This is a genomic window from Arthrobacter sp. ISL-85 (genome assembly GCF_018613675.1).
GTDB lineage: Bacteria > Actinomycetota > Actinomycetes > Actinomycetales > Micrococcaceae > Arthrobacter.
Genome location: NZ_JAGGPQ010000011.1, coordinates 79312 through 104939 on the forward strand (window position 1 = coordinate 79312; position 25628 = coordinate 104939).

Below are 25628 nucleotides of genomic sequence, written 5' to 3' on the forward strand. Positions count from 1 at the left end.
CTGCGTGTGCCGGCGCCGACTGCCTCCGGTTTCACAATCTACCGGCAGCCTTGAGCCGGATGTACATGTCCGCCAGCCGGGGCGGCAGGTCATGGGGCTCCGCGTCCACCACCTCTACGCCGTAGCGGCGCAGCTCGGCGGTGACCGCCGCACGCTGCAGGAGGGCGCGCTCGGCGGCAGCCGCGCGGAAGACACCGGTGGCATCGTTGCGTTCCCGGAGCATGGTGCCCAGCTGGGGGTCGCGGACGGCGGCCACCACCACGACGTGCTGGCCTGCCAGCCGCTCCGCCACGGGCAGGAGGCCTTCCTCGGGCGCGCCGCTGTCCAGTGATGTCAGCAGCACCACGAGGGACCGGTGCGCGGAGACCGCGCGGACCTGTGCCGGGACCGCGGGCCAGTCCATCTCGATCAGCTCGGCCTCAAGGGGAGCCATGGCCTGGACCAGCCGGCCCAGCATATTGCCCTGCCCGGCAGAACCGGCCCGCGCCCGGGTCCGCCGGTCGAAGGCCATGAAGTCCACCCGGTCGCCGCCCCGTTCAGCCAGGACGCCAAGGAGGAGCGCAGCCTCGATTCCGGTGTCCAGGCGGGTTTCGTCAGCGATCCTTGCTGCTGAGGTCCGGGAGGTATCAAGGATCATGACCACCCGTCGGTCCCGTTCCGGACGCCAGGTGCGTACCACGACGGCGGAACGCCTGGCCGTTGCGCGCCAGTCGATGGACCGCACGTCGTCGCCGCGGACGTAGTCGCGCAGCGAATCGAACTCGGTGCCGGCGCCGCGGATCTGCACGGCGGCCTTTCCATCGAGTTCACGCAGTTTCCGCAGCTTGGAGGGCAGGTGCCGGCGGGAATGGAAGGGCGGCAGTACCCGCACTGAGCCTGGGCACCCGATGGTCCGCTGGCGGGCTGCCAGGTGGAGCGGACCATAAGCGCGCAGCGTCACATGCGGCGCCGCGAGGTCTCCCCGGCGGACGGGCCGGAGCCTGACTGCGAACCGCCTGCTTTCGCCGGCCGGGATATCGATATCCTGGACGGGGTCCTGCGCACCGGCGGACGGCTGCCACCCGTCCCTGAATGATCCCCGAAGCCTTCGGGCGCCACCGTTGCGGAGCGAGAAGACCGCTTCCACCGCGTTGTTGAGCGTGACGTTCTCCGGCTCCGCACGCGCCGCAGTGACCTGCCGGAGGGAAGCCGCGAACAGCAGGTCGGCGCCCAGCAGGGCCACGAGCATGACGGTGATGGCCGCTATGGTCAGCCATCCCGGGACCAGCAGCACTGGCACCAGGCCCAGCAGCACCACCGCCACGAAGCGCCCCGAGATGGCCATCAGCGTGGTACGGGGACGGAGGCCAGGATGCTGCCCAGGACGTCGTCCACCCGAACCCCGTCCATCTGGGCTTCGGGCTGCAGGGCCACCCGGTGCCGCAGGCAGGGCAAGGCCAGCGCTTTGACGTCGTCCGGGGTAACGAATGGTCGCCCCGAGAGCCAGGCCCAGGACCTGGAGGTATTGAGCAGGGCAGTGGCGCCGCGCGGTGAGACGCCCAGCTGGAATGAGGGAGCAGCCCTGGTGGCGCGCACCAGGTCAACGATGTAGCCGATGATTTCAGGTTCCACCGCCACCCGGGTCACTGCCTCCCGAGCCCGTTCCAGGTCCACGGCGCCCGCCACCGGCCGGACGCCGGCTGCTGCCAGGTCCCGTGCATCGAACCCGGCCGCATGGCGGCGGATCACCTCAATTTCGTCTCCGCGACCGGGCAGCGGCATGGTGAGCTTGAGCAGGAACCGGTCCAGCTGTGCCTCGGGCAGGGGATAGGTTCCCTCGTACTCCACGGGGTTCTGGGTGGCGGCCACCAGGAATGGCGCCGGTAGCCGCCTGGAAATTCCGTCCACGGACACCTGCCGCTCTTCCATGGCTTCGAGGAGTGACGCCTGGGTCTTTGGCGGGGTCCGGTTGATCTCATCGGCCAACAGGAGGTTGGTGAAGACGGGTCCCTCCCGGAAGCTGAATTCGGAAGTATGTGAGTCGTACACCAGCGAGCCGGTGATGTCGCCCGGCATGAGGTCGGGAGTGAACTGCACCCGCTTGGTGTCCAGGCTCAGGGCGGAGGACAGCGCCCGGACCAGCAGGGTCTTGGCAACCCCGGGTACGCCTTCCAGCAGCACATGCCCCTGCGAAAGCAGGGCAATCAGGAGGCCCGTGACCGTGGCGTCCTGTCCCACCACTGCCTTTGCCACCTCGCGGCGGACGGCAAGGAGCGCCTGCCGTGCGCCGTCGTCGTCCAATGGGCCGTTGGTGTCCGTCGCGCTGAGGACCCCGGGGCCACTGCTCTGTTCGCTCATCGGGTCATGACCTCTTTCTCCACTTTCTCCAGGGACTGTGACCAGGCCACCAGCCGGGCTTCAGTCTTGGGGCGTTCGTTGACCAGTGTGCGGATTTCGGCAGCATCCCTGCCGAGCAGCCGCGCTGCCGCGGCAATCGTGTCTTCGGCGGTGGCGCCGGGGCCAAGCCGCAGCTTTCCGGAGAGCCGTACCAGCAGGCCGGCCCGCAGGATGTCCCGGGCATGGTCGACGGCACGCGAATCCTGGTAGAGCCGGGCACGTCCTTCGGCTGTCTCGACAGCCTTGACCACCACCGGCAACGGCTCGAACACCAGCGGGCCGTGGCGGCGGCCCCGCCACACGGCGGCAGCGAGTGCCACCAGCAGCAGCCAGGGGCCCAGGAAGCGGGCCCAGCCCGGTGCCAGATCGTCGAGGGTTTGCCCGGATCCGGCCGCCGCTGCGTCTTCGAACGAGGGCAGGTACCAGACGAGGTCAGGTGAGGTGCCGAGCATCCGGACCGCCAGCGCTGCGTTACCCAGTTCGTCCAACCTGTCGTTGCCCAGGACTGCCGTGCTGCCCAGCACGGTCAGCCGGCCGTCATCGCTCACGGCAACCATCCCGGCAGATCCTGCCGCACGGTAGCAGGTGGTGCCGCCCTCGTACAGAAACCCCCGTTGGCCCGTGACCTGTCCCGCTGCTTCCGCGTCAGGGTGGGCGCAACCGGGGTCCAGGGCGGGGAAGGCATCCGGGACCACGCCAGCCTGGTGGATGCTGCCGTCAATGGCGGCGAGGGTTTCCAGCCTGGGGGTGACCACTACCACGCGCTCAGCAGCCGCCATCAGCGCGGCCAGTTGCTGCCCGTCCAGGAAACCGTTGCTGTCGTAGAGCAGGAGGGTAGGGGAGGAGTCGGAGCGCAGGTCCTCCAGCGCTGCGGAGAAACGGTCCGGGGTATGGACCGAAACCCCGTGCCGGCCCAGGATTTCGCCCAGCGCCCTGGCTCCCTCCGGTCCGGCATTGTGGACGGAGAGGCGGACGGTGTCCCCCTTGGGAGCAAGTTGCGTGCCGATGGCCAGGGCCAGCGCAGCCGCTGCCACCGCCGCCACCACGGTGACGCCGCGGTGGTGCCGCAGCCAGCCCATGAACTTGCCGCGCGGGAGTTTCCGTTCCTTGGGGGCGGGGCGGGGGGCCTTGGGCGTTCGTTGTGCGGGCTTGCTCCCGGCGAGGGTGGGTCCGCTCATGGGAGCGGTACCCTGCTGGCGGCTGAGGCGGGCTTCACGGCATCCAATGCCGCGTCAAGGGCCACCATTTCCTGGTAGTCGGTACTGTCCGCGGCCCTGTTTCCGTACCGGATGCCGTCAAAAGTTGCCGCTGCGCGGGCCAGGTGCCCGGCTTCATTGATGAAAGGCACTGACAACGCCTGCGCGGCCTCGTCCGCGGTCCTGCCCGGCTGGGGACCAAGGATGGTCCGGTTCTCTGCGCTGCGGACCACGGCACGGAATCGGTCGACGACGGCGTCCCCCCACCTTCCGGCTGCTGCGGCGGCGTCCGCGCGGTGGCGGTAGTCCTCAGCCGTAAGGGCGGTTTCCCTTTCGAAGACGTCGCTGGCGAGCCGTGCCCGTGCGTTCAGCCGCGGGCGGGCGAGGATGACGGCGGCCGCGATGATGGCTACAACGACGAGGGCGATGACCGGGCTGGGAACCGGAGCCGCGACGCCCGGGGAGCCGTCCAGGGACTGCAGCCAGTCGAGGAAGTTCCGCCACAGGGTGTCCAGCCAGGACGGGGCCGCGTCACGGTATTCAGGTTTGGCCAGCTCTTCTGCCGCCCATCGCCGTGCCTCGTCGGCGCCCGGGAGCACTGGCGGTTCAGCGGCCATACGGCCATGCCCCCGGAGCCGTTCCGTACCCGGGGTATGGGGTGGTGCCGGCCTGGGCAGTCCGGCCCGGGATGCCGTCCGGATCCGCGCCGGTTTCCATGTCCCGCAGCAGCGCGATGTCCAGGCCATCCTTGCGCATCCGCAGGTCCATGTAGAGCAGGGCCATGACAGACGTTTGGAAGGCGTAACCCACCGCGCCCACCAGGGCACCGACCACCGCGGTAAGGATGCCGACGGCCACGGACAGCGTTGCGTCCTGTCCGCTGCCGCCGTGTGGCGAGATGACTCCGGACAGGACCGTGGGCAGGAGGCTTGCAGGGATCAGGACCACTTGGGTGATGACAGCGACCAGGATTCCCACCACCAGGGTGATGCCAAGGATCCGCCACCAGTTTGCCCGGGTGAGGTTCCACGAGCGGCGAAGCGCGGCAAAGGCGCCCAATTCTTCGATCACGACGGCGGCAGGTGCCACCAGGAGCTTGATGGCCACCCAGAGGAACACCACGGCGAAGCCCATCATCAGGGGGATGGCCAGCAGTGCGGCCGGGCCACGAACATTGGAGAACAGGAGCACGATGAGCGCGAAGAAGAGCATCATCGCGGCCAGTGCCGCAGCCACCAATACCGCCGCCAGCCTGAACAACGCCCCGATCCGTGGACGCACCAGCGACATCATGCGCCGGAAGCCTGTGGGCCGGTTGAGGACGGACCTGGCTAGGGGAACCACCATGGCGCCCTGGAGGACCACGGACATGAACACGGAGAGGATGGACAGCACCGCAAAGCCCGCCATCAGCCCGATCCCCAGCGACGCGACGTCAGTTTTGCTGGCAGTCCCCGCCCATGCTTTTATCGACCCGGACGACGTCCCGATGACCCCCGTCAGTACCGCGGCGAGGATGGCCGACAGGGACTGTGCCAGGAGGCCGGCGCCGAGCATGGCCTTGGCATTGCGCCTGATGGCCTGGAACGAGCCGTCCAGGATTTCCCCGAACATCAGTGGCCGCAAGGGAATGGTGCCCGGTTTTGGCGGGGCGGCGTAGCGGGGCTGTCCGGCGGGGAAGGTGCTGTAGGGGGAACTGCCGTAGGGCGGCGCGGGGTACGGCGGCCCGGCGTAGGGGGAACCTGAGCTGGGCGGCCAGCCTTGTGCGGACGGGTTGTAATGCTGTCCACCGTCTGGGCTGCCGGGATATGTGCTCCCGGGGTAGGCGCCGTTCCCGCTGGGGTACTGTCCGCGCTGTTGCCACTGCTGCCCTGCCTCCGGTTGCTGCCCCGCCGGCGGCGCCCACGGCTGCTCCGAGGCATGGGGCGGGTTGGGCTCCCCAGGAGCGGTGGGCCCGCCGTCGTCCTTGCCGCTGCCCGGCCGCGCGGGCGTGGGCTCGCCGTGCTCCGGCTCCTGTGCTGACACTGATTTCCTCCCCCATATCAGTCCGCCCGCCCCGCGTGCCGTCCCCAAAAGGTGCGCACCGGCATTGCAGGGCATGACCCCAAGACTATAGTTCCGGCGTCGGGCGGCCTAGTGTCACGCCATGCCGGGAAGCCGCTCAACAGGACAAACCCATCCCGATAAGGGAATATATAGCTATGAAGGCACGCATTCTGGTGGTAGATGATGACGAAGCGCTGGCCGAGATGATTGGAATTGTCCTCCGTAACGACGGCTTCGAGCCGGTTTTTTGCGCCGACGGCGCCCAGGCCCTAGACGTGTTCCGCTCATCGCGGCCCGACCTTGTCCTGCTCGACCTTATGCTTCCCGGCATGGATGGCATCGAGGTCTGCCGCCAGATCCGCGGCGAGTCCGATGTTCCCATCGTCATGTTGACCGCCAAATCGGATACCTCAGACGTCGTCCGCGGGCTGGAATCCGGTGCTGACGACTACGTGCCGAAGCCGTTCAAGCCCGCCGAACTGGTGGCACGCGTGCGCGCCCGCCTTCGCCCCGGAGACCAGAAGGCCCCCGAAACGCTCCGCATAGCGGACATCACCATCGACGTCGCCGGGCACACCGTCAGCAGGGGCAGCGAGCGGATTTCCCTGACTCCGCTGGAATTCGATCTCCTGGTGGCACTGGCCCGCAAACCCTGGCAGGTCTTCACCCGGGAGCTGCTGCTGGAGCAGGTCTGGGGCTACCGCCACGCCGCTGACACCCGCCTGGTCAACGTCCACGTCCAGCGCCTGCGGTCCAAGATCGAGCAGGACCCGGAAGCCCCGGAAGTTGTATTGACGGTGCGTGGTGTCGGCTACAAAGCAGGGGTCTGACCCCGCCCCGCAGGATGGGGTGCCTGCCGGAGACGGAGCCACACCGGGGCTTCGACATATGGCGTTTCGGGCAAGGATCTGGCAGCGGCGCGCCCTGATCGTGGCGCTGCGTGTGGCCCGGCTGGTCCGCACCGGCGTGGTGCGCTTCCTCCCCGGCCTGCGCTACCTTGGCCGGGCTTTGCAGCAGCGCTGGCGCCGGTCCCTGCAGTTCCGCACCGTCCTCACGACCCTCATGCTGGCTGTGACCTCGTTCGCCGTTGTCGGCGCGTACTTGTCCAACCAGATCGCCAACAACCTGTTCCAGGAGCGGCTGACGCAGGCAGAGTCCGAGACGCGCTACAACGTCAAGCAGGTGCAGGACACGTTCGACGGCGCCCAGGTCACTGACCAATCCAGCGTCATCACCCTCGTTTCGGACACGCTCAGCGCCGTGGAAGGGCGGGGTTCCGTCATTCAAAGGCGCTATGTCTTTGAAGCGATGCCCAACCAGACCAAACCCCGCAACCGCTGGGTCGAGTCCCGTGCGTCGGACCAGCTGACGGTCAGCGTCATCCCGCCGGACCTGCGGAAGGCAGTGCAGGAGTCCGGAAAGGACCAGTACTGGGCGTCCACGGTCATACCGGTGGGGACCGAGGACCGGCCGGGGATAGCAGTGGGCAACAAGGTGACCTTCAATGGCACCGTCTACGAGCTTTACCTGATCTACGACCTCAACACCGCGCAGCAAACGCTGAATGAGATCCAAAGCGTCCTCTGGGCCGGCGGCGCAGTACTGGTGCTGCTGATCGGCGCGGTCGCCTGGTATGTCACGCGCAACGTAGTGAGCCCGGTGAGTCATGCCGCCATGGTTTCGGAGAAGCTCGCCGCCGGCCAGCTGCAGGAGCGCATGGTGGTTAAGGGTGAGGATGAAGTGGCCCGGCTGGGTGCCTCCTTCAACCACATGGCGGCCAGCCTGCAGGAGCAGATCACCCAGCTCGCAACGCTTTCCCAGATGCAGCAGCGCTTTGTCTCCGACGTCTCACATGAACTGAGGACGCCGCTGACTACCGTCCGGATGGCCGCGGAGGTCCTCTATGAGGCGCGTGATGACTTCGACCCCATCAACAAGCGGTCCGCCGAGCTGCTCTACAACCAGGTGGAGCGGTTCCAGTCCCTGCTCTCCGACCTGCTTGAAATCAGCCGGTTCGATGCAGGCGTGGCCGTCCTGGATGCTGAACCTGAGGACCTCCTCCAGGTGATCGCCCACGTCATCGAAGGTGCAGCGCCGGTCGCTGCGGAGTACGGCTCGGAAATCATCTACAAGGCCCCCGAAGACGCCGTGGTCGTGGAGATGGATGCCCGGCGGATCGACAGGATCCTGCGGAACCTGATTCTGAACGCGGTGGAGCACGGCGAGGGCAAGCCGGTGACCGTCACGGTTGCGGCAAATGGGACAGCGGTGGGCGTTGCTGTCCGGGACCACGGGATCGGAATGGACCAGGCGCAGGCAGCCCGGGTGTTCGACAGGTTCTGGCGTGCCGATCCTGCCCGCGCGCGCACCACGGGAGGCAGCGGCCTGGGGCTGTCCATCGCCATGGAGGATACCAAGCTGCACCACGGCTGGTTGCAGGCGTGGGGCAGGAAGGGCGACGGCGCCAACTTCCGGCTGACCCTTCCGTTGCGCCAGGATGGCGAAATTACCGAATCGCCCCTCCAGCTGGAACCGAAGGATGCCACCAGGCCCGGAGCGCCGGGCAGCATCCCTGCAGAACAGGACTACAAGAACATGCTGCTGCTGCAGACAGGTGCCAGGCCTGCTCCGGCGCGGGGCCCAGAGGAGACGCGATGAGGTCCACCATGCGCCACGCCCGGTACAGCGCGGCACTGCTCGCGGTGCTGATCGTCCTCCTGTCCGGCTGTGCGCGGATCCCCACATCCGGCCCGGTGGGGAAGAGCAGCGAAAGCAGCGCCGGCAACGTCAGCGCACCCGTATTCCTTCCTGCAGCGCCGCAGCCGGGGGCCTCACCGGAAACCATCATCGACTACTTCTACCGGGCAGGCAGCGGCTACGAGGATGACTACGCGGTGGCCCGCCAGTACCTGACCCAGGCATCGGCCGTGTCCTGGAAACCGGACAAACGGGCGTTGGTGTACCGGGAGGCGCGCGTTGTTCCCACAGGCACTGAAAACGTCTTCAACTACGAGCTGGATGTCTCCTACACGGTGGACGCCGATGGCATCGCCACCCAGTCGCCTCCGGGAACAGTGGAACGCGTTCCCGTGACGGTGACCCAGGTGGACGGCGAGTGGCGGATCTCCGCGATTCCGGACGGGACCGCCATTGCGGAGGAAACGTTCAAGGTGATCTACGGTGCCTACCCCATCTACTTTTACGACCCCACCTTCACCTACGCCATCCCCGACGTCCGTTGGTTCCTGAAGAACAAGACCGTCAAAGCCATGACCAGTGCGCTGCTGGCCGGGCCCGCCCCCTACCTGCGCGGCGCCGTCGCCAGCGCATTCCCGTCGGGGATCAAGCTGGCCCGCGAGTCCGTCCCGGTGGTGTCCGGGGCTGCGCAGGTGGATCTGACGGCAAAGGAGCTGACGGAAACTTCCGCGGAGGACCGGCTGCGCATGCAGATGCAGCTGACCCTGACGTTCCGCAGCCAGCCTGACGTGGTCAACGTTGAACTGCGCGCCAACCAGGACCTGGTCCGGGTGGAGGACAACGGAGCCGTCCTTCCTCCGGTGCTGGACAAAACAGTGCCTTCGCGCCAGATCGCGATCAATGGCAACGAGTTGGTGCGCTACGAAAACAACCGTGTGTCACCGTTGCCCGATATGCAGCCGGTCTCGGCACTCAATCCGCGCTACCCTGCGGAATCGCCGGTGTCGCAGACTGCGGCTTTCCTCAATGACGGCCGCACCACCCTGTACAGCATCAGTCCGGGCCAGCCTGCCCGCGCCTTGACCACCCGGAGTACGCTCAGCCGGCCGTCCTTCAGCATCAATGATTGGGTATGGACGGCCGGGCCGGGCGCCACAGGTGCCACTGAAGTTGTGGCGTTCCGTCCCACCGGGGTGGCGGAGGGCGCACCTGTCCCGTCCGTGACCCTGGCACCGTCCTGGCTTGCCGGCCGGACCGTGAAGGAATTCCGCATTTCCCGCGACGGCGTGCGCGCCCTGGTCATCTCCGAGCAGAACGGAAAATCCAAGGTGCAGGTGACCGGTGTGATTCGCGCCGGCGACGGCACGCCGCGCGAACTGACCGCGCCCATCACCCTGGTCAGTGCCGGCGATCCAGACCAAGGGGTGTGGGTGAACGGGACCACCGTTGCCGTGATGAAGGAATCAGCCGGTTCAAATGTCACGCCGGAGCTGCTGTCCTTCACCTCCGGGCAGCCGCAGCAGCTGGCTCCCTGGCCCGGCCTGGTAGCCATCAGCGCCGGAAACGGTGCGGACGACATTTACGTCCAGTCCGGAGAGGGTATCTTCCAGCGCCTCGGCAACGGCTGGTCGCCCCAAATCAAGGGCCCCATCGACCCTGCCTTTCCCGGCTGACGCCTGCCTTCCGCCTTATCCACATAGCAGGACCAGGGCCCCGTACAGCGGAACCTCTGGTGCATGGTGGGAGTGTGAACGGCACACCCGGTGAAAGCAGCGCAACTGGTCCCGGCCATCAAGGGACCCGGAGGATGGACCCGGACCTTCATCCGCCGCCACCCTGGGCGGCACTGCACAGGGGCCAACACACAGCCGCCCTCCTGCGCCTTGCTGACTGGTTGTCCAGCGCAGCGGCAGATCTCCTTGCTCTGGCGGCGCCGGTGGACTGTGTCTGCTGCGGGGCGGAAGACCGGACCCTTTGCCCATCCTGCGGCAGCCGCATCCGCCGCCTGACCAGGCAACCCTTCCGCGCGGAAAGCGGAGCGCCCGCACTGATGGATGTCGACGGGAGCATCATGCTGCCTGTGGTGGCAGCAGGAGTGTACCGGGACGAACTTGCGCAGGGCCTGCTGTCGTTCAAACGGCACGGCCAGCACCAGCTCGGCAGGAGCCTTGGCCGTGCGCTGGCCGTGGCAATCAGGGCAGGTGCGCGGGGCGGCAACGGATTCCTGCTGGTTCCGGTGCCCACCGGCGCGGCGGCATTCGTCAGCCGGGGGTTCAGCCCGGTCCACCTGCTCCTGAACGAGGCGGGACGGCAACTGCCAGGACTCGATGTAGCGGATGCCCTGTGCAAGAAGACGCGAGCCGGCTCCTTGTGGCCCGGTGGCCGCAAGGGCCCCGATGAGCGGACAGGTCTGGCTCGCCAAAGTGGTGGGGGTGGCCAAAAAGGGTTGGGCAGGGGAGCCCGCTCGCAACGCGTCCGGGGCTCCATGCAGATCAAATCCGGTGCCCGCAACAGGGTCTTTGGACGTCCCTGCATCATCGTCGACGACGTCCTGACAACCGGCGCCACCATTAGGGAAGCAGCCCGTGCCCTGCATCAGGCCGGCGCGCAGGTGAAAGGTGCCGTCGTTCTGGCAGCGACACGCCCGCCCGTCGCCGCAGACCCCGACGCTCCCGCCGCCGGGCCGCACGGGCGACACCATGACTTAGAAAAAAATAAACCGGGAAAGGATGAATAACGGGTGGCTATGAACTAACGTCGGTGGTGGGTACCAAGAACAGAATGTACCTTTCGATGGCGGCTCGGAGAGGGGCTCGACTGTCAGGCAGCCCGGCCCAAGGAAGTGCCGCCGTCGTGTCACCGAAGTCATTTGGAGGGCACCATGGAGTTTATGATCAGCGGACGAAATCTGACAGTTTCAGACCGGTTCCGCGAATATGCCGGGGAAAAGATCGCAAAGATCGAATCGCTTGGTGACAAGATCCAGCGGGTCGATACGAAAGTCTCCAAGGAGACCAATACCCGGCAAACCGGCGACCAGTTGACCGTCGAGGTGACAGTCCTGGGCCGGGGTCCTGTAATCCGTGCCGAAGCGAGCGCCGCAGACAAATTTGCCGCCTTTGACCTCGCCTACAACAAACTGCTTGAGCGGCTCCGGCGCGCGAAGGACCGCAAGAAGGTCCACCATGGCCGCCACACCCCTAAGGCCGTTCGCGAAGCAACCGCCACGCTTGAACCAGCCAGCGCCCACGAACCGCTGTACCTCGAGGCCAACCGCAGGAGCGAAAGCGCGCAGGCACCGGAGGAAAAATCCCCCTACGACGTCGAAAATGACATCCCGGCCGGGAACTCGCCGGTACTGATCCGGCGCAAGGTCTTTCCTGCCGCCTCCATGACGCTGGACGACGCCGTAGACAACATGGAGCTCGTGGGCCACGACTTTTACCTCTTCGTTGACAAAGCCACCAACACACCGTCCGTCGTTTACCGCCGCCGTGGCTGGACGTACGGCGTCATTACTTTGGACCACGAATGCGAACCGGGAGACACCGTCGTGGAGGAAAAGGTCCTCGCTTACCGCTCGGACGACGCCCCCGCCAACGCTTAGGGTGGAACCAGCCACCAGAGAGGACTGAATTGCCCGCAACGCTGAGCCTTGACCAGGCACGGCGGATCGCACTGGCAGCGCAGGGACTCGAAAAAGGACGGCCCACCGGCCCCGTGACAGCACGGACGGTGGGCCGTACCTTTGCCCGTCTCCAGCTGGTCCAGATCGATTCCGTGAACGTCCTGGTCCGCAGCCACTTCCTGCCCTTCTACTCGCGGCTCGGCAACTACGATCGCGACATCCTGCAACGCATGTCCGGGAGCCACCCGCGCCGGATGCTTGAATACTGGGCGCACGAAGCAAGCTACATCCGGCCGGAGCATTACCAGGACCTCCTTTTATGGCAGAAACGCGCCTGGGTGGGCGCATCCCGGCTGGACCCGGAGCTCCGCAACGATGTGTCGGCCAAAATCCTCGCCACCCTGGCCCGGTCACGGCCGCTCACGGCGTCGGAACTGACTGCCCGGATCGGCCACGTGGAGGAAAGGCAGACGGACAACTGGGGGTGGAACTGGAACGCCGTGAAACGGGTTTTGGAACACCTCTTTGAAGAAGGGCTGGTATCGGCGGCCTCCAGGACCGGGCAGTTCGAGCGCCGGTACACGCTGACTTCCAAAGTCCTCCCATCCGACGTCCCAGCAGCACGGGAAAGGGATCCGGCCGCTGCACTCCACCGCCTGACCGATGCGGCCGCCCAGGCCCACGGAATCGGCAGCATCCGCTGCTTTGCCGACTACTTCCGGACTCCGGTCAAGGCCACCGCGCTGGCCGTTGAGGACCTGGTGGCGCAAGGGAGGCTGGAACCCGTCACCGTGGAAGGCTGGGGGCGACAAGTCTTCCGCCATGTGGACTCGGTACTCCCACGGCGTGCCTCCGGCCGCGCACTGTTGAGCCCGTTCGATTCTCTGGTCTTTGAGCGGCGCCGCTTGTCCGAACTGTTCGGCTTCCATTACCGGATCGAGATCTACACCCCGGAGCCCAAACGGCGTTTCGGCTATTATGTGCTGCCTTTCCTGCTGCGGGACCGGATGGTGGGCCGGGTGGATTTGAAGGCTGACCGGGCAGGCGGCCGGCTGCTGGTGAGGTCCGCCTTCGCCGAACCGGACGCACCGCCGGATACCGCCTTCGAACTCGCCGCAGAACTGAAGCTCATGGGCCAATGGCTTGGCCTGCTTGACGTGGAAGTGGGGCCGGCAGGGGACCTCGCCGCCCCGCTGGCGCGGGAACTGGCACGCCCGTAAGTTCTATCCGCTCTCAGGGAAAAGGGCCACCGGCCGCGTGTCTCTCCCGTAGACTGAACACGCCAGAATTCGGCGGCATAAGACTGGGAGCATCTTCACGTGGCATCACTTATCGAAAAAATTCTCCGCACGGGTGACAAGAAAACACTCCGGCAGCTGCGGAATTATGCCGATTCCATCAACGCCCTCGAAGACTCATTCAAGACCTTTACCGACGCGGAACTGCGTGAGGAGACGGACCGTCTTCGCGAACGCCACCAGGATGGCGAAAAGCTGGACGACCTGCTTCCGGAAGCCTTCGCCGCAGTGCGTGAAGCTTCCTCCCGGACCCTGGGGATGCGCCACTTCGATGTCCAGCTGATGGGCGGCGCCGCCCTGCACCTGGGCAACATCGCTGAAATGAAGACCGGTGAAGGCAAGACCTTGGTGGCGACCGCTCCCGCCTACCTGAATGCCCTCACCGGCAAGGGCGTCCACGTGATCACGGTCAACGACTACCTCGCCGAATACCAGTCCGAGCTCATGGGCCGCGTATACCGCTTCCTGGGCCTGAGCAGCGGCGTTATCCTGGCCAACCAGGATCCGGCCGTTCGCCGCCAGCAGTATGCCGCCGACATCACGTACGGGACCAACAACGAGTTCGGTTTCGACTACCTGCGCGACAACATGGCGTGGGACCGGACCGAACTGGTCCAGCGCGGCCACAATTTCGCCATCGTTGACGAAGTTGACTCCATCCTGATCGATGAGGCGCGCACGCCGTTGATCATCTCCGGCCCGGCGCAGGGGGATACCAACCGCTGGTACAGCGAATTCGCCAAGGTGGTGCTCCGGCTGCAGGCCGAAAAGGACTACGAGGTCGACGAAAAGAAGCGCACGGTGGGCGTCCTGGAGAGCGGGATTGAAAAGGTCGAGGACTACCTTGGCATCTCCAACCTGTACGAATCCGCCAATACCCCGCTGATCGGGTTCCTGAACAACGCCATCAAGGCCAAGGAACTGTTCAAGCGGGACAAGGACTACGTCATCCTGGACGGCGAAGTGCTGATCGTTGATGAGCACACCGGGCGCATCCTGGCCGGCCGCCGCTACAACGAAGGCATGCACCAGGCGATCGAGGCCAAGGAAGGCGTCGAGATCAAAGCGGAGAACCAGACCCTGGCCACCGTGACGCTGCAGAACTACTTCCGTATGTACGGCAAGCTGTCCGGCATGACCGGTACCGCCGAGACTGAGGCGGCCGAGTTCATGAGCACCTATAAGTTGGGTGTCGTGGCCATCCCCACCAACCGGGACATGCAGCGGATCGACCAGTCGGACCTCGTGTTCAAGAACGAGGTTGTGAAGTTCGACGCCGTGGTGCGCGATATCGCTGAACGGCACGAAAAGGGCCAGCCGGTCCTCGTGGGCACCACCAGCGTGGAGAAGAGCGAGTACCTGTCCAAGCTGCTCGCCAAGGAGGGCATCCGCCACGAGGTCCTGAACGCCAAGAACCACGCCCGGGAAGCCGCCATCATCGCCCAGGCCGGCCGTAAGGGCGCCGTCACCGTGGCAACCAATATGGCCGGCCGCGGCACTGACATCATGCTGGGCGGCAATGCCGAGTTCACGGCGGTCGCCGAACTCGCCAAGCGTGGGCTGGACCCGGAGGAGAACTCCGAACAGTACGAAGCCGCCTGGCCTGCTGCGTTGGAAACAGCCAAGCAGTCCGTCAAGGACGAACACGAGGAAGTACTGGACCTTGGCGGCCTTTACGTGCTGGGCACCGAACGCCACGAGTCACGCCGCATCGACAACCAGCTCCGCGGCCGGTCGGGCCGCCAGGGCGACCCCGGCGAATCCCGGTTCTACCTGTCGCTGACCGATGACCTGATGCGGCTCTTCAACTCCGGGGCGGCGGAACGGCTGATGAACAGCTCCGTGCCGGACGACGTTGCCCTGGAATCAAAACTGGTGTCTCGGGCCATCGCCTCTGCCCAGGGTCAGGTGGAAGGCCGCAACGCCGAGCAGCGCAAGAATGTCCTGAAGTACGACGACGTCCTCAACCGCCAGCGCGAGGCGATCTACAGCGACCGCCGGCGCATCCTGGAAGGCGATGACCTGCACGAAAAGGTGCAGTACTTCATCGAGGACACCATCACCGCCCTGATTGACGCCGCAACCGCAGAAGGCAACGGCGACGACTGGGACTTCCACCAGCTGTGGACCAACCTCAAAACGCTCTATCCTGTCAGCGTTACTGCTGAAGACATCATCGAGGAAGCCGGCGGCAAGTCCAGGATCACCGTGGAACTGTTGAAGGAGGAAATCCTCTCCGACGCCCGCCTGGTTTACCAGGCCCGCGAGGAGGTCATCGGCTCCGAAAGCATGCGCGAGCTTGAGCGCCGGGTGGTCCTTTCCGTCATTGGCCGCAAGTGGCAGGAACACCTCTACGAGATGGATTACCTCAAGGAGGGCATTGGCCTGCGCGCCATGGCGCAGCGCGATCCTCTGGTGGAGTACCAGCGCGAAGGGTTCGCCATGTTCCAAAGCATGATGGAAGCCATCCGGGAGGAAAGCGTCGGGTTCCTTTACAACCTCGAGGTGGAAGTGACCCCGGCCCAGGACGTGGTGGTTCAGGATGCTGCCGGCGGACACACCGAGCATGTGGACCCGCAGGTCCATGCCGCAGGACTTGAAGCCCCGGAGAAGCCTGCGCAGTTGCAGTACACCGCTCCCAGCGAGAGCGGCGGAACCCAGACCCGGGTGGAAACCCGGTCAGGAAGCGGACGCTCCGGGAACCCTGCCAAGGCAGCTGCACAGGATGCTGCAAAGCGGCCTGCGAAGAAGAAAAAGCGCTAGCAGCACAGCCTGGAAGGCAGCGGGCGTTAGTGAACAGGGCAGGGACCGATGCGTTCCTGCCTTGTTTGCGTTCCGCACTAAGTGCACGTCAGAACGCCGCGCCGTTTCCAGCGTCAGCCGATAACGAGTTCAACGATCCTCCAAACCTGCTTGCTGCGCTCAAGACGGACGGCAACGGCACGGGCCCGTACGTCATCCACCACCACGGCACTTGCCTCATAGATCCCCTCGGCCACCTCACACACCCGTACGGAGCGGACCAAGGAATTCCGGTGGAGCCGGGCCAGGGCGGGATTGCCCGTCCTGGTAAGTTCGCGCCGGATCAGCGCCGCCCGGTGCTGCAGCGCTGCAAGGCACCGCGGATCGAGACGCCGCGCCAACTGGTGGATGGGCCGGATCCCGGCCAGGACTTCCATCGCGGCTTGGACCGTCCCGCGGGTAATTGCCCTGACTTCCGCAGCCTCACTTAGGGGCCGCAGGGAGGGAGGCTTCACACCGTGGGACTGGCCTGCTGGCGCCGCCGTCCTTGAAGCTGACACGGGTGCCCCCGTCCGTCGCGCTGGCGCGGGTGCCCCCAGGGCCGTCCCGCCATTGACGGTGTCGGCGGCCAGCGCCTGGACGGCCCGGACAGGTGTCACTGCGGTCATTGTCTTCCCCTTGGTTCGAGTAGCTGTTGGTCTTCTGGGCTGGCCTGGTGTTGCATAAGGGCCGCCGGCCGGGCTTGGCCCGCCTGTTGATTGGATCTTCGGTATCGCTGGACCGTGCGCCCGGCGCTGCAAGGGAAGCGTCAGCAGCTAAGGGGCTGCCGGGGCCCGGAGGATCTGGCCCGGAAGCAAAACGTCCGGGCTCCCGCCGATCAGTCCACGGTTCGCTGCGTACCACCGCGGCCATTCGAGGGCTATGTCCACATCCGATGCTTCTGGTCCCAAATGGGCCTCAACGATGTCCCACAATGTGTCGCCGGCGAGCACGGTTACTTCCTCCGCCTCGCTACCCGTTTCGCGGCCACCCGGCTCTGTGCGAACAGCGGTCCTGGTTTCCGGTGCGGCGAGCATGCCGGGCTCCACCACAGGGGAGGGAGGCTGCCATCCCGGGTTGAGCGCAGGGGGGCTAGTCAGGGTGGCGGCGGGCTCCCATGCCGGCGTCGCGCTTTCCTGGCTCCCTTTTGGCACCGTTGCGGGGACCAGTTGCACCAGGGCCTGCGTCCCTGGGCCATCGTTCTGGCCGCGTGTAGGAACACCGCCGGCAGTTGCAGGGGCGGACGGAGTCGCCGAGGAATGTGTCTGCGTTGGTGTCCACTCCGGACCCGGCGTAGCGGTGGCCCCATGTGCCGCGGCCCCTGCCAACAGCTGAATCGAAAGAGCGGTAACCATTGCCCTCCGCATAAATGCAGGTGAGAACCTGCGGGCGGCCGCGGCAGCCCGCTGTCGTCCCAACCGCTCCAGCAGGACAGAGGCGGCTGCACTCACCATTGAAACGGTCCACCACAACAAAAGGCCGATGCCCGCAGCTGTTGCGGCCGCTGCAAGCAGGACTTCCACGGATGAGTCCTGCTGACGGGTGGCTGCGTCCCGCCACTGGGTGAGCAGGCCTGAGCCCAGGATGCAAAGCAACATCCCTAGCACCAGCAAGGTCGCCACCATGACGGTGTCCGACCATTCTGTCTTTGTGGAGTACCTCATCGTTCTCCCCTTTTGATGTCGTTTGATGTTGTTTGATAACTCTTGATTCAGTCTGAGCCAGCTTATGGCGGTTTGTCCAGACGTTGGAATGAAAAAGAGATGCTCGTTGACGGGCCGGACCGCGCAACCTACGCTGGCGGAATGCGCTGGGATGCACTCTTCAACGACATGGAAAGCCAGATCGCGGAGGCTGACCGGCTGACGCTCGACAGTGAGGTCAGTGAGCGGACACGGGCCGAAATGGTTGGCCTGCGGGTTGAAGACAGGCTGCGGGCGGCAGTCGGCTACAGAATCGGAGTCCACCTCTTATGCGGCGATTCTGCACAGGGGGAGCTGACGCATGTGGGTGCTGATGCCTTGGTCCTGGATGAAGACCAGCACCAAGTGCTCATCCCCTACGCGGCTGCAGCCCGGTACGTCGGTCTGGGCAGGCATGCGCGGACGGAGAACTCTTCAGTCCGCCGGTCGATTGGACTCGCCCATTCCCTCCGGGCCTTGGCCCGCGATCGGACGGAAGTGTCCGTAACGATGGGCGGGGGAGCCGGGACCGGGACCGTACGGTTGGCTGGCGTCATTGACCGTGTTGGCGGAGACTACATCGACCTTGCCGCGGTTATTCCGGGCGAGGCGCGCCGGACCCAAAGCGTGGGCCAGGTTTCGGCCATACCGTTCACGGCGTTGGCCATGCTCAGGTCGCATAAAGCCGGCGGAGCCTAACGGGGTCACACTGACTTGGAGCGTGACTCCTGAATCATGCGGCTGGCCTCGGCGTATCGTTCCTCAATGTACTGTTCCAGCATCTTCTCTTCGACGCGCCACTGCCCGCGGCCGCCCACCTGGATGGCCTTCAGCTCACCGCTGCGGACCAAGGCGTACGCGGCAGGGGAGTTAATCTGGAGCTGCTCAGCGACGTCGGCGAGCGTGAGGAACCTTGGCATGCACCCATTTTGCCATCATGTGGCGTAGTTTGTGTCCGTTTTCCACAGATAGGGGGTATTTAGGTAAATGACTTTTGTTCGCGGTAGCTTGCGGTAACAATGAGGAGTCCGGCCAGACCCGGCAGGTCCGGTATACCTAGGGGGAAAGCGGTATGGTTCCTGATCCAAGCGCCACTGCACCACGACTGAAGCGCCCATCGTGGAAGGACCCGCGCTTGCTGGTTGGCGTTCTTCTGGTCCTGGTGTCTGTCGCCGGGGTGATCTTCCTGGTCGCCACTGCGGACCGCACCACCGAGGTCTTCGCGGCCCGGGACGGCATTGGCGTGGGTGAACGCCTGACGCCGGAGAAGGTGGTCCGCGCCAAGGTTCGCCTGGGCGATACCGAACAGCACTACATCACCGTAGAGGACGGTCTGCCCCAGGACGTTGTCGCCGTGCAGCGGATCGCAAAGGACCAGTTGGTTCCCAGGGCCAGCCTTGGTGGGGTGGACCGGCTGGACCGGAAGCCCGTGGCGCTAAGCATCTCGCAAACCTTGCCGTCCCAGGCGGTTGCCGGGGCCAGGGTGGATGTCTGGGTGGCGCAGCCGGACGCGAAGAACGGATTCAGCGAGCCGAAACTCATCCTTCCCGGAGCTGAAATCGCTGAGGTCGCCACTGGGTCCACTGCCCTCGGCTCGTCTAAGACCACCGTGCTGATGGTCCTGGTGGAGGATAAGCAGATGCCTGCGTTGCTGGGTGCCCAAGCCAACGATGCGAAGATATCAGTTGTGTGGAATCCGGGCGGCGCCCGATGAGCATCCCTGTCGTCACCGTTGGCCAAAGCCGGGAGGACCTGGTGGGCGGCCTCGAAAGACTGCACGGGCCGGTGACCGTGGTTCGACGGTGCGCTGAACTTCCTGAGCTTCTCGCGGCCTGTCAGAGCGGACTGGCCAGGGCTGCCGTGGTGGCCGAGGGGTCGGAAGGCTTGACTGCCTCGCTCGTGGACCGCCTTGGAGCTGTTGGGGTGGTGGTCATTGCGCTGACCGACAACGCCGAAGAAGCAGCCAGGCTCAGCAAAATTGGGGTTGCCTCGGCGCTGACGGGGGTTGGGTCCGCAGAGCTTTCGGACCGGATCGCCGACTCCGTTGCCCAGCTGACCGGTGCGGTGCGTCCTGCCAACCGTAGCGCGGCCGCTGACACGGGGGCTGCGCTGGCCACGGACCCCGTGCAGCCGCAATCTGACGCGGAGGATCAACCCAGCGGAACACTCATCGTTGTCTGGGGACCGGCCGGGTCACCCGGCAGGACCACTATCGCGGTTAACATCGCCGGGGAGATGGCGGCCGATGGCCGGGATGTCCTGCTGGTCGACGCCGACACCTACGGCGCCAGCGTCGCGGCGGTGCTGGGTCTCCTGGATGAGTCAGCCGGGCTTGCCCAGGCGTGCAGGCTCGCCGACCAGGGTTTGCTGGACAAGGACGCCCTCCGAAAGGTCGCCGCAACCGTGGCCACGGCGTCCGGGACATTCCGGGTCCTGACGGGAATAACCCGCGCGGACCGGTGGACCGAGCTCCGCGCCACCGCCCTGGGGCTGGTTCTTGAACGGGCCCGGGGGATTGCGGACGTTGTTGTTGTCGATACGGGCTTTTGCCTCGAGGCCGATGAGGAACTGAGCTTCGACACCATGGCACCGCGGCGGAACGCGGCCACGCTGTTTCCGCTGGAACTGGCGGACGCAGTCTATGCTGTTGGCGCTGCTGACCCAGTTGGCGTCCCCCGCATGGTGCGTGGGCTTGCCGAGCTGGAAGCCGCCGTACCGCAGGCATCACCCACTGTTGTCATGAACAAGGTGCGCTCCTCTTCCGTGGGGCGTGGTCCGGAACGCCAGTTGCGGGATGCCTGGGAACGGTACGGCCCCGCATCGGAACTGAAGGCCTTCCTGCCTTACGACCCCGCCGCCGCGGATGCAGCCCTCCTTGCCGGCTCCCTGCTCCTCGAAGCTTCACCCGACTCTGCGCTGCGCCGTGCCATCCGCGAGCTGGTTTGTGCACCCGACCAGCGAAAACCTAGATCCTCTGTATTTTCTTCCACACCACGGCGAAGGGCAAAGGACTAGGCTCGCCATAAGAGCTGCAAAGGTGCGGCGAATATCTCTGATGGAGGCGTTGTCGATGTCGTCTGGATCCAGTGTGGAGGACCAGCCCCTCTCCATTGAAGGCCTTGAGGGTTTCATGGGGGACTACTACCAGCACCTGGCTGAGGAGGATGCCCGAAGCTACTCCCGCGATGTTTTGGAAGCCCGTGCTGCCGAGCACCGCCGGGCAGCATCCGTCAGGCAGCCCGGACAGGCAAAGATCTCGATCATCGACGAAGAGGACAGCAGCGTTATTTTTGTCGTCACTGACGACATGCCCTTTCTTGTCGACTCCGTTAACGCCGAACTTGTCCGGCAGCATGCAGCCATCAGACTGGTGGTCCACCCGCTTTTCGTGGCCACCAGGAACCGGGAAAGCGGTGAACTGGTCAAGGTCAACAGGGTTCCGGCGCACCTGGGCATTTCCAGCGGGGACACAGCGGCTATGCCCAACCTTTCCCACCTCATTGCGCAGGGTGAAAACGCTTCGCACATGGAGTCTTGGATCGCCGTCGAAATCCACCGCGTTTCCGACGAAGCGAAGACTTCCCTGCTCGCGGGGCTGACCCGTGTCCTCAACGACGTCAGGGCCGCCGTCGAGGACTGGCCCAGGATGCGCCAAAAAGCGCTGGAGATCGCCGAGAGCCTGGACCGGGTGGCCAATCCTGCACAGATTGCCGAGTTGCGGCAGGCAAAGGACCTGCTGCGGTGGCTTGACGACGGAAACTTCACCTTCCTGGGCTACCGTGAATACGACCTGCTCAATGTTGACGGCGAAGACGTCCTGGAACTGCGCGAGGACAGCGGACTGGGGCTCCTGAGGGCGGCCGCAGACTCCCCGCACATCCAGCACCTCACCGACCCGGGCCGCAAAAAGGCGCGCGAGAAGCGCGCCCTCGTCATCACCAAGGCCAATTCACGATCCACCGTCCACCGCTCGGCCTACCTGGACTACATCGGCATCAAGAGCTTCGACGCCGCGGGCAACGTCAACGGCGAGCGCCGGTTCATTGGACTCTTTGCCACCAGCGCCTACGCCGGCTCCGTCCGCGACATTCCCATCGTCCGGGAAAAAGTGGACGCCGTGCTGCAGAACGCAGGTTTCCCCCCGGACTCGCACTCGGGCAAGGACCTCCTGGGAATCCTGGAGACCTACCCCCGGGATGAGCTGTTCCAGATCGAAATCCCCGATCTCGCCGCGACCGCCTTTGGAATCCAGAAGCTGCAGGAACGTCGGCGCACCCGGCTGTTCCTGAGGCCGGATATTTACGGGCGCTTCATGTCAGCCGTGGTGTACCTGCCCCGAGACCGGTACACCACCAATGTCAGGCTCCGCATCGAACAGGAACTGCGGGAGACTTTCCGTGCAGTCTCCATCGACTACGAAGCCCGCATGACCGAGTCGGCGCTCGCGCGGTTGTTCTTCCGCATCCGGCTGCCGAAGGACGCCGACGTCAGCAATGTCAACAGCGATGAGCTGGAAAAGCGCCTGGTGCGGGCGGCGAGGTCCTGGAGTGAAGGCATCGCCGAAGTCCTGCGCGAGGGCCGGGACGCAGCCGAGGCCAAGGAACTCGCTGCCACCTGGGCCGAGGCGTTCCCTGCCAGCTACCGGGTGGACTACGAAGTGGAGGACGCGCTCGAAGACATTGCGCGGTTCGAAAAGTACGGGGCCGCTGCAGAGCGGATCGCCGGCGCGCGCCAGGACCGTCCCGGAGTTCACGTGTACCTTCCCGAAGGGGCCGGTGCAACACTGGAGGAGGACGCCCGGGTAAAGCTCTACATGCTGGAGCCCAAGAGCCTGAGCCAGATCCTGCCGTACTTCCATAACCTCGGACTCGAGGTCCTGGATGAGCGTCCCTTTGAAATCGAAACAGCAGACCATAGGGACTTCTTCCTGTACGACCTCGGGCTGAAATACCCCGCGGGCGTGGACCCGCTGGTCACGGGAGGACTTCTTGCAGACTCCTTCGGCGCGGCTGTCACCGGCGCCGCGGAATCGGACAACTTCGACCGCCTGGTGTTGCGGGAGGGGCTGCACTGGCGGCAGATCACGGTGCTGCGCTCCTATGCCCGGTACATGCGCCAGATGGGCAACAGCAGTTCCTTCGGCTTTATGGCGGACACACTCCTGGCCAACCCGGATGTGACCAGGGGGCTGACTGGACTTTTCGCCGCCCGCTTTGATCCCTCCATCAGCGATGGCGAACGCGCTGAGGCCCAGGCTTCAGTGCGGCAGGAACTGGCAGCTTCGATCGAGAAGGTTCCCACTCTCGATGCGGACCGCGTGCTGCGTACCTTCGTCAACCTCACCGAGGCAACCCTGAGGACCAATTTCTACCAGAACAAGCCGCACCTGAGCTTCAAGCTTGACCCGGCCCGGATCGAAGGGTTGCCCTTCCCACGGCCCATGTTCGAAATCTGGGTTTACTCCCCTCGCGTTGAGGGCGTGCATCTCCGGTTCGGCAAGGTGGCCCGCGGCGGGCTCCGCTGGTCCGACAGGCGGGAGGATTTCCGGACCGAGGTCCTGGGCCTGGTCAAAGCGCAGACGGTTAAGAACGCGGTCATCGTGCCCACTGGCGCCAAAGGCGGGTTCTTCGCAAAGCAGCTTCCGGACCCCGCGACCGACCGCGCAGCCTGGATGGCGGAAGGCGTCGAGAGCTACAAGACGTTCATCCGTGGCCTGCTGGACCTCACGGACAACCTCCTGACTGAAGGCGGCGGTGAGCGGCTCGTGCCGCCGTCGAACGTTGTCCGGCATGACGACGACGACTCCTACCTTGTGGTCGCGGCGGACAAGGGAACGGCTACTTTCTCCGACATCGCAAACGGCCTGTCCGCGGAGTACGGCTTCTGGCTGGGGGACGCGTTCGCGTCCGGCGGGTCCGTGGGCTACGACCATAAGGCCATGGGCATCACCGCCCGGGGCGCGTGGGAATCGGTGAAGCGCCACTTCAGCGAGCTGGACCTCGACACGCAGACGGAACCTTTCACTGTGGTCGGTGTGGGGGACATGTCCGGGGACGTATTTGGCAACGGGATGCTGTTGTCCCGGCACATCCGCCTGCTCGCGGCCTTTGACCATCGGCATATCTTCCTGGACCCCAACCCGGATGAAGAAGCCTCGTTCGCAGAGCGGCAGAGACTGTTCGACCTGCCCAGGTCCTCCTGGGACGATTACGACAAAGCGCTGATCAGCGAAGGCGGCGGTGTCTTCGCCCGCCAGGCCAAATCCATCCCCGTGTCCGCTCAGGTACGGGCCGCGCTGGGGCTTCCGGCGGAAACCACCGAGCTCAGCCCGCCCGAGCTCCTGCGTGCCATCCTGTTGGCACCGGCGGACCTGCTGTATAACGGCGGGATCGGGACGTACGTCAAGGCGTCCTCAGAATCCAACGCCTCCGTGGGTGACAAGGCCAACGATGCCATCCGTGTCAACGGCCGCGACCTGCGGGTCAAGGTAGTGGGCGAAGGTGGAAACCTGGGGATGACCCAGCGCGGCCGCATTGAGGCAGCCCTGCAGGGGGTCATCCTCAATACCGACGCCATCGACAACTCCGCGGGTGTGGACTGCTCGGACCATGAGGTCAACATCAAAATCTTCGTTGACCGGATGGTGGCCGCCGGCAAGCTGCCGGCGGCGGAACGCGCAGACTTCCTTGCTGCCATGACCGATGAAGTGGGCCGGCTGGTCCTCGAAGACAACATCGACCAGAACATCCTGCTCCTGAACGACCGGACCCGGGTGGCGGAGTGGAGCCCGAGTTACGAGCGGCTCATGGACTGGCTGGAGAAGAGCGCCGACCTGAAGCGGGACCTGGAGGCGCTGCCCACCACGGATACACTGCGGGAACGGCTGCAGCAGGGCCAGGGACTGACGTCTCCGGAGCTGTCTGTGCTGGCCGCCTACGCGAAGATCGAGCTGGCGTCGGCCCTGCGGGACAGCGACCTTGCCGATGACCCGTGGTTCCGGGACACGCTGCGTTCCTACTTCCCGCATCAGCTGCGTGAGCGTTTTGACGCCGAGCTGGACACGCATCCGCTGCGACGCGAAATCATTGCCACGGTGGTGGCCAACGACATGATCAACCTTGGCGGCATTACCTTCGCCTTCCGGGTCATGGAGGAAACGTCCGCCAGCGAAGTTGCCGTTGCCAAGGCTTTCGTGGCGCTGCGCGAGGTATATGAGCTGGATACGATGGTGGGGGAGTTGAACAGCCTGCCTGCATCCTTCCCCACGGAGCACTGGAGCACCGTGCACCTGGACATCCGCCGGCTCCTGGACCGGGCAGTCCGCTGGCTGCTGAGCCAGGAAAGCGTTACCCGCCCCATCGCCGACGTTGTGGCAGAGTTCAAGCCGCTCATGGATCCCATGCGTGCGCGGCTGCTGGAATACCTCCGCGGCGACGACCGCGAGCGGGTGGCGGCGTGGCTCGCGAAGGGCCTCGAGTGGGAGCTCCCGGAAGGCCTTGCGCTGCGCTGGGCCGAGCTCTTCGAGAGCTTCGTGCTGCTGGATATCGCCAAGATCGCCCGCTCGAGGGAGGACCGGGTGGAGGATATCGCAGCCGTGTACTACACCGTGTTCAACCGCTTCCACGCGGACTCGCTGCTTGAACGGATCAGCAGCCTGCCGCGGCAGGACCGGTGGCAGGCGCTGGCACGGGGGGCCCTGCGCGATGACCTGTACTCGACGGTGTCTGATATGACGACGGCGGTGCTGGACGCTACGTCTGCGGCTGGCTCGCCGGATGCGCGGCTCAGCGACTGGGAGGCACAAAATGCCGAGCAGCTGGGCAGGGCAAAGAGCATGTTCGACGAAGTGAACGCGCTCGAGGCCGACGACATGGCCTCACTGTCGGTAGCATTGAGGCTCTTGAGGTCAATCGTCCGGCGCTAG

General features: G+C 65.4%; 19 protein-coding genes. 11 read left to right on the plus strand and 8 right to left on the minus strand.

The features are described from left to right. Positions 1–31: 31 nt before the first annotated feature. The 5 genes from J7I84_RS08460 to J7I84_RS08480 are packed head-to-tail and all read right to left on the minus strand — an operon-like array spanning position 32 to position 5597. Positions 32–1324 carry a DUF58 domain-containing protein gene (locus tag J7I84_RS08460; RefSeq protein ID WP_214943343.1) on the minus strand — a complete coding sequence of 431 codons (1293 nt, stop codon included), beginning with the start codon at positions 1322–1324 and terminating at the stop codon, positions 32–34. Beyond that, positions 1324–2337: a MoxR family ATPase gene (locus J7I84_RS08465; protein WP_214943345.1), complete on the minus strand. Its 1014-nt coding sequence runs from the start codon at positions 2335–2337 to the stop codon at positions 1324–1326. The genes J7I84_RS08460 and J7I84_RS08465 overlap by 1 nt, the downstream gene beginning before the upstream one ends. Beyond that, a complete protein-coding gene (locus J7I84_RS08470) occupies positions 2334–3554 on the minus strand; it encodes a DUF4350 domain-containing protein (protein WP_251046326.1) in 1221 nt (406 codons plus the stop codon). Before J7I84_RS08470 ends, J7I84_RS08465 begins: the two co-directional genes overlap by 4 nt. Then, positions 3551–4189 (minus strand): DUF4129 domain-containing protein, encoded by a 639-nt coding sequence (locus tag J7I84_RS08475; RefSeq protein ID WP_214943348.1) that lies wholly within the window; start codon positions 4187–4189, stop codon positions 3551–3553. Before J7I84_RS08475 ends, J7I84_RS08470 begins: the two co-directional genes overlap by 4 nt. Further along, positions 4179–5597, minus strand: a complete 1419-nt coding sequence (locus J7I84_RS08480) for a hypothetical protein (protein ID WP_251046327.1) — start codon at positions 5595–5597, stop codon at positions 4179–4181. The genes J7I84_RS08475 and J7I84_RS08480 overlap by 11 nt, the downstream gene beginning before the upstream one ends. A 176-nt stretch (positions 5598–5773) precedes the next feature. Here J7I84_RS08480 and mtrA point away from each other — a divergent pair, with 176 nt between their 5' ends. The 7 genes from mtrA (at position 5774) to secA (ending at position 16004) form a co-directional block, all read left to right on the plus strand. Beyond that, positions 5774–6448 carry an MtrAB system response regulator MtrA gene (gene mtrA / locus J7I84_RS08485; protein ID WP_214943351.1) on the plus strand — a complete coding sequence of 225 codons (675 nt, stop codon included), beginning with the start codon at positions 5774–5776 and terminating at the stop codon, positions 6446–6448. A 58-nt stretch (positions 6449–6506) separates the two neighbouring features. After that, entirely contained in the window at positions 6507–8276 is a 1770-nt protein-coding gene (gene mtrB, locus J7I84_RS08490; protein ID WP_251046328.1) for an MtrAB system histidine kinase MtrB, read from the plus strand. Next, complete coding sequence (locus tag J7I84_RS08495) at positions 8273–9988, plus strand: LpqB family beta-propeller domain-containing protein (protein ID WP_214943357.1); 1716 nt, start codon at positions 8273–8275, stop codon at positions 9986–9988. Before mtrB ends, J7I84_RS08495 begins: the two co-directional genes overlap by 4 nt. 134 nt (positions 9989–10122) lie before the next feature. Continuing rightward, a complete protein-coding gene (locus J7I84_RS08500) occupies positions 10123–11052 on the plus strand; it encodes a ComF family protein (protein WP_214943360.1) in 930 nt (309 codons plus the stop codon). A 144-nt stretch (positions 11053–11196) separates the two neighbouring features. After that, complete coding sequence (hpf, locus tag J7I84_RS08505; RefSeq protein ID WP_214943362.1) at positions 11197–11922, plus strand: ribosome hibernation-promoting factor, HPF/YfiA family; 726 nt, start codon at positions 11197–11199, stop codon at positions 11920–11922. Positions 11923–11951: 29 nt separating this feature from the next. After that, entirely contained in the window at positions 11952–13163 is a 1212-nt protein-coding gene (locus tag J7I84_RS08510) for a winged helix-turn-helix domain-containing protein (protein ID WP_214943365.1), read from the plus strand. 99 nt (positions 13164–13262) lie between these two features. Continuing rightward, positions 13263–16004 (plus strand): preprotein translocase subunit SecA, encoded by a 2742-nt coding sequence (gene secA, locus J7I84_RS08515; RefSeq protein WP_214943368.1) that lies wholly within the window; start codon positions 13263–13265, stop codon positions 16002–16004. Positions 16005–16117: 113 nt separating this feature from the next. Here secA and J7I84_RS08520 read toward each other — a convergent pair whose 3' ends face one another. Together J7I84_RS08520 and J7I84_RS08525 are read right to left on the minus strand one after the other, a co-directional pair. After that, on the minus strand, positions 16118–16651 hold the full coding sequence (locus tag J7I84_RS08520) for an Rv3235 family protein (RefSeq protein WP_214943371.1): 534 nt from the start codon (positions 16649–16651) through the stop codon (positions 16118–16120). A 147-nt stretch (positions 16652–16798) separates the two neighbouring features. Beyond that, entirely contained in the window at positions 16799–17686 is an 888-nt protein-coding gene (locus J7I84_RS08525) for a LysM peptidoglycan-binding domain-containing protein (protein ID WP_214943374.1), read from the minus strand. A gap of 141 nt (positions 17687–17827) precedes the next feature. Here J7I84_RS08525 and J7I84_RS08530 point away from each other — a divergent pair, with 141 nt between their 5' ends. Beyond that, complete coding sequence (locus J7I84_RS08530) at positions 17828–18403, plus strand: hypothetical protein (protein WP_214943378.1); 576 nt, start codon at positions 17828–17830, stop codon at positions 18401–18403. A gap of 5 nt (positions 18404–18408) precedes the next feature. Here the strand turns inward: J7I84_RS08530 and J7I84_RS08535 are convergent, their stop codons facing one another. Continuing rightward, a complete protein-coding gene (locus J7I84_RS08535; protein ID WP_018768505.1) occupies positions 18409–18624 on the minus strand; it encodes a helix-turn-helix domain-containing protein in 216 nt (71 codons plus the stop codon). A gap of 152 nt (positions 18625–18776) precedes the next feature. On the opposite strand from J7I84_RS08535, the gene J7I84_RS08540 reads away from it, so the two are divergent. Genes J7I84_RS08540 through J7I84_RS08550 form a run of 3 tightly spaced genes read left to right on the plus strand, consistent with a single transcriptional unit; the run spans position 18777 to position 25628 of the window. Further along, entirely contained in the window at positions 18777–19418 is a 642-nt protein-coding gene (locus J7I84_RS08540; protein WP_214943381.1) for a hypothetical protein, read from the plus strand. Then, a complete protein-coding gene (locus J7I84_RS08545; protein WP_214943383.1) occupies positions 19415–20719 on the plus strand; it encodes a ParA family protein in 1305 nt (434 codons plus the stop codon). Before J7I84_RS08540 ends, J7I84_RS08545 begins: the two co-directional genes overlap by 4 nt. 55 nt (positions 20720–20774) lie before the next feature. Beyond that, positions 20775–25628, plus strand: coding sequence for an NAD-glutamate dehydrogenase (locus J7I84_RS08550; protein WP_214943386.1), 4854 nt, complete (start codon positions 20775–20777; stop codon positions 25626–25628).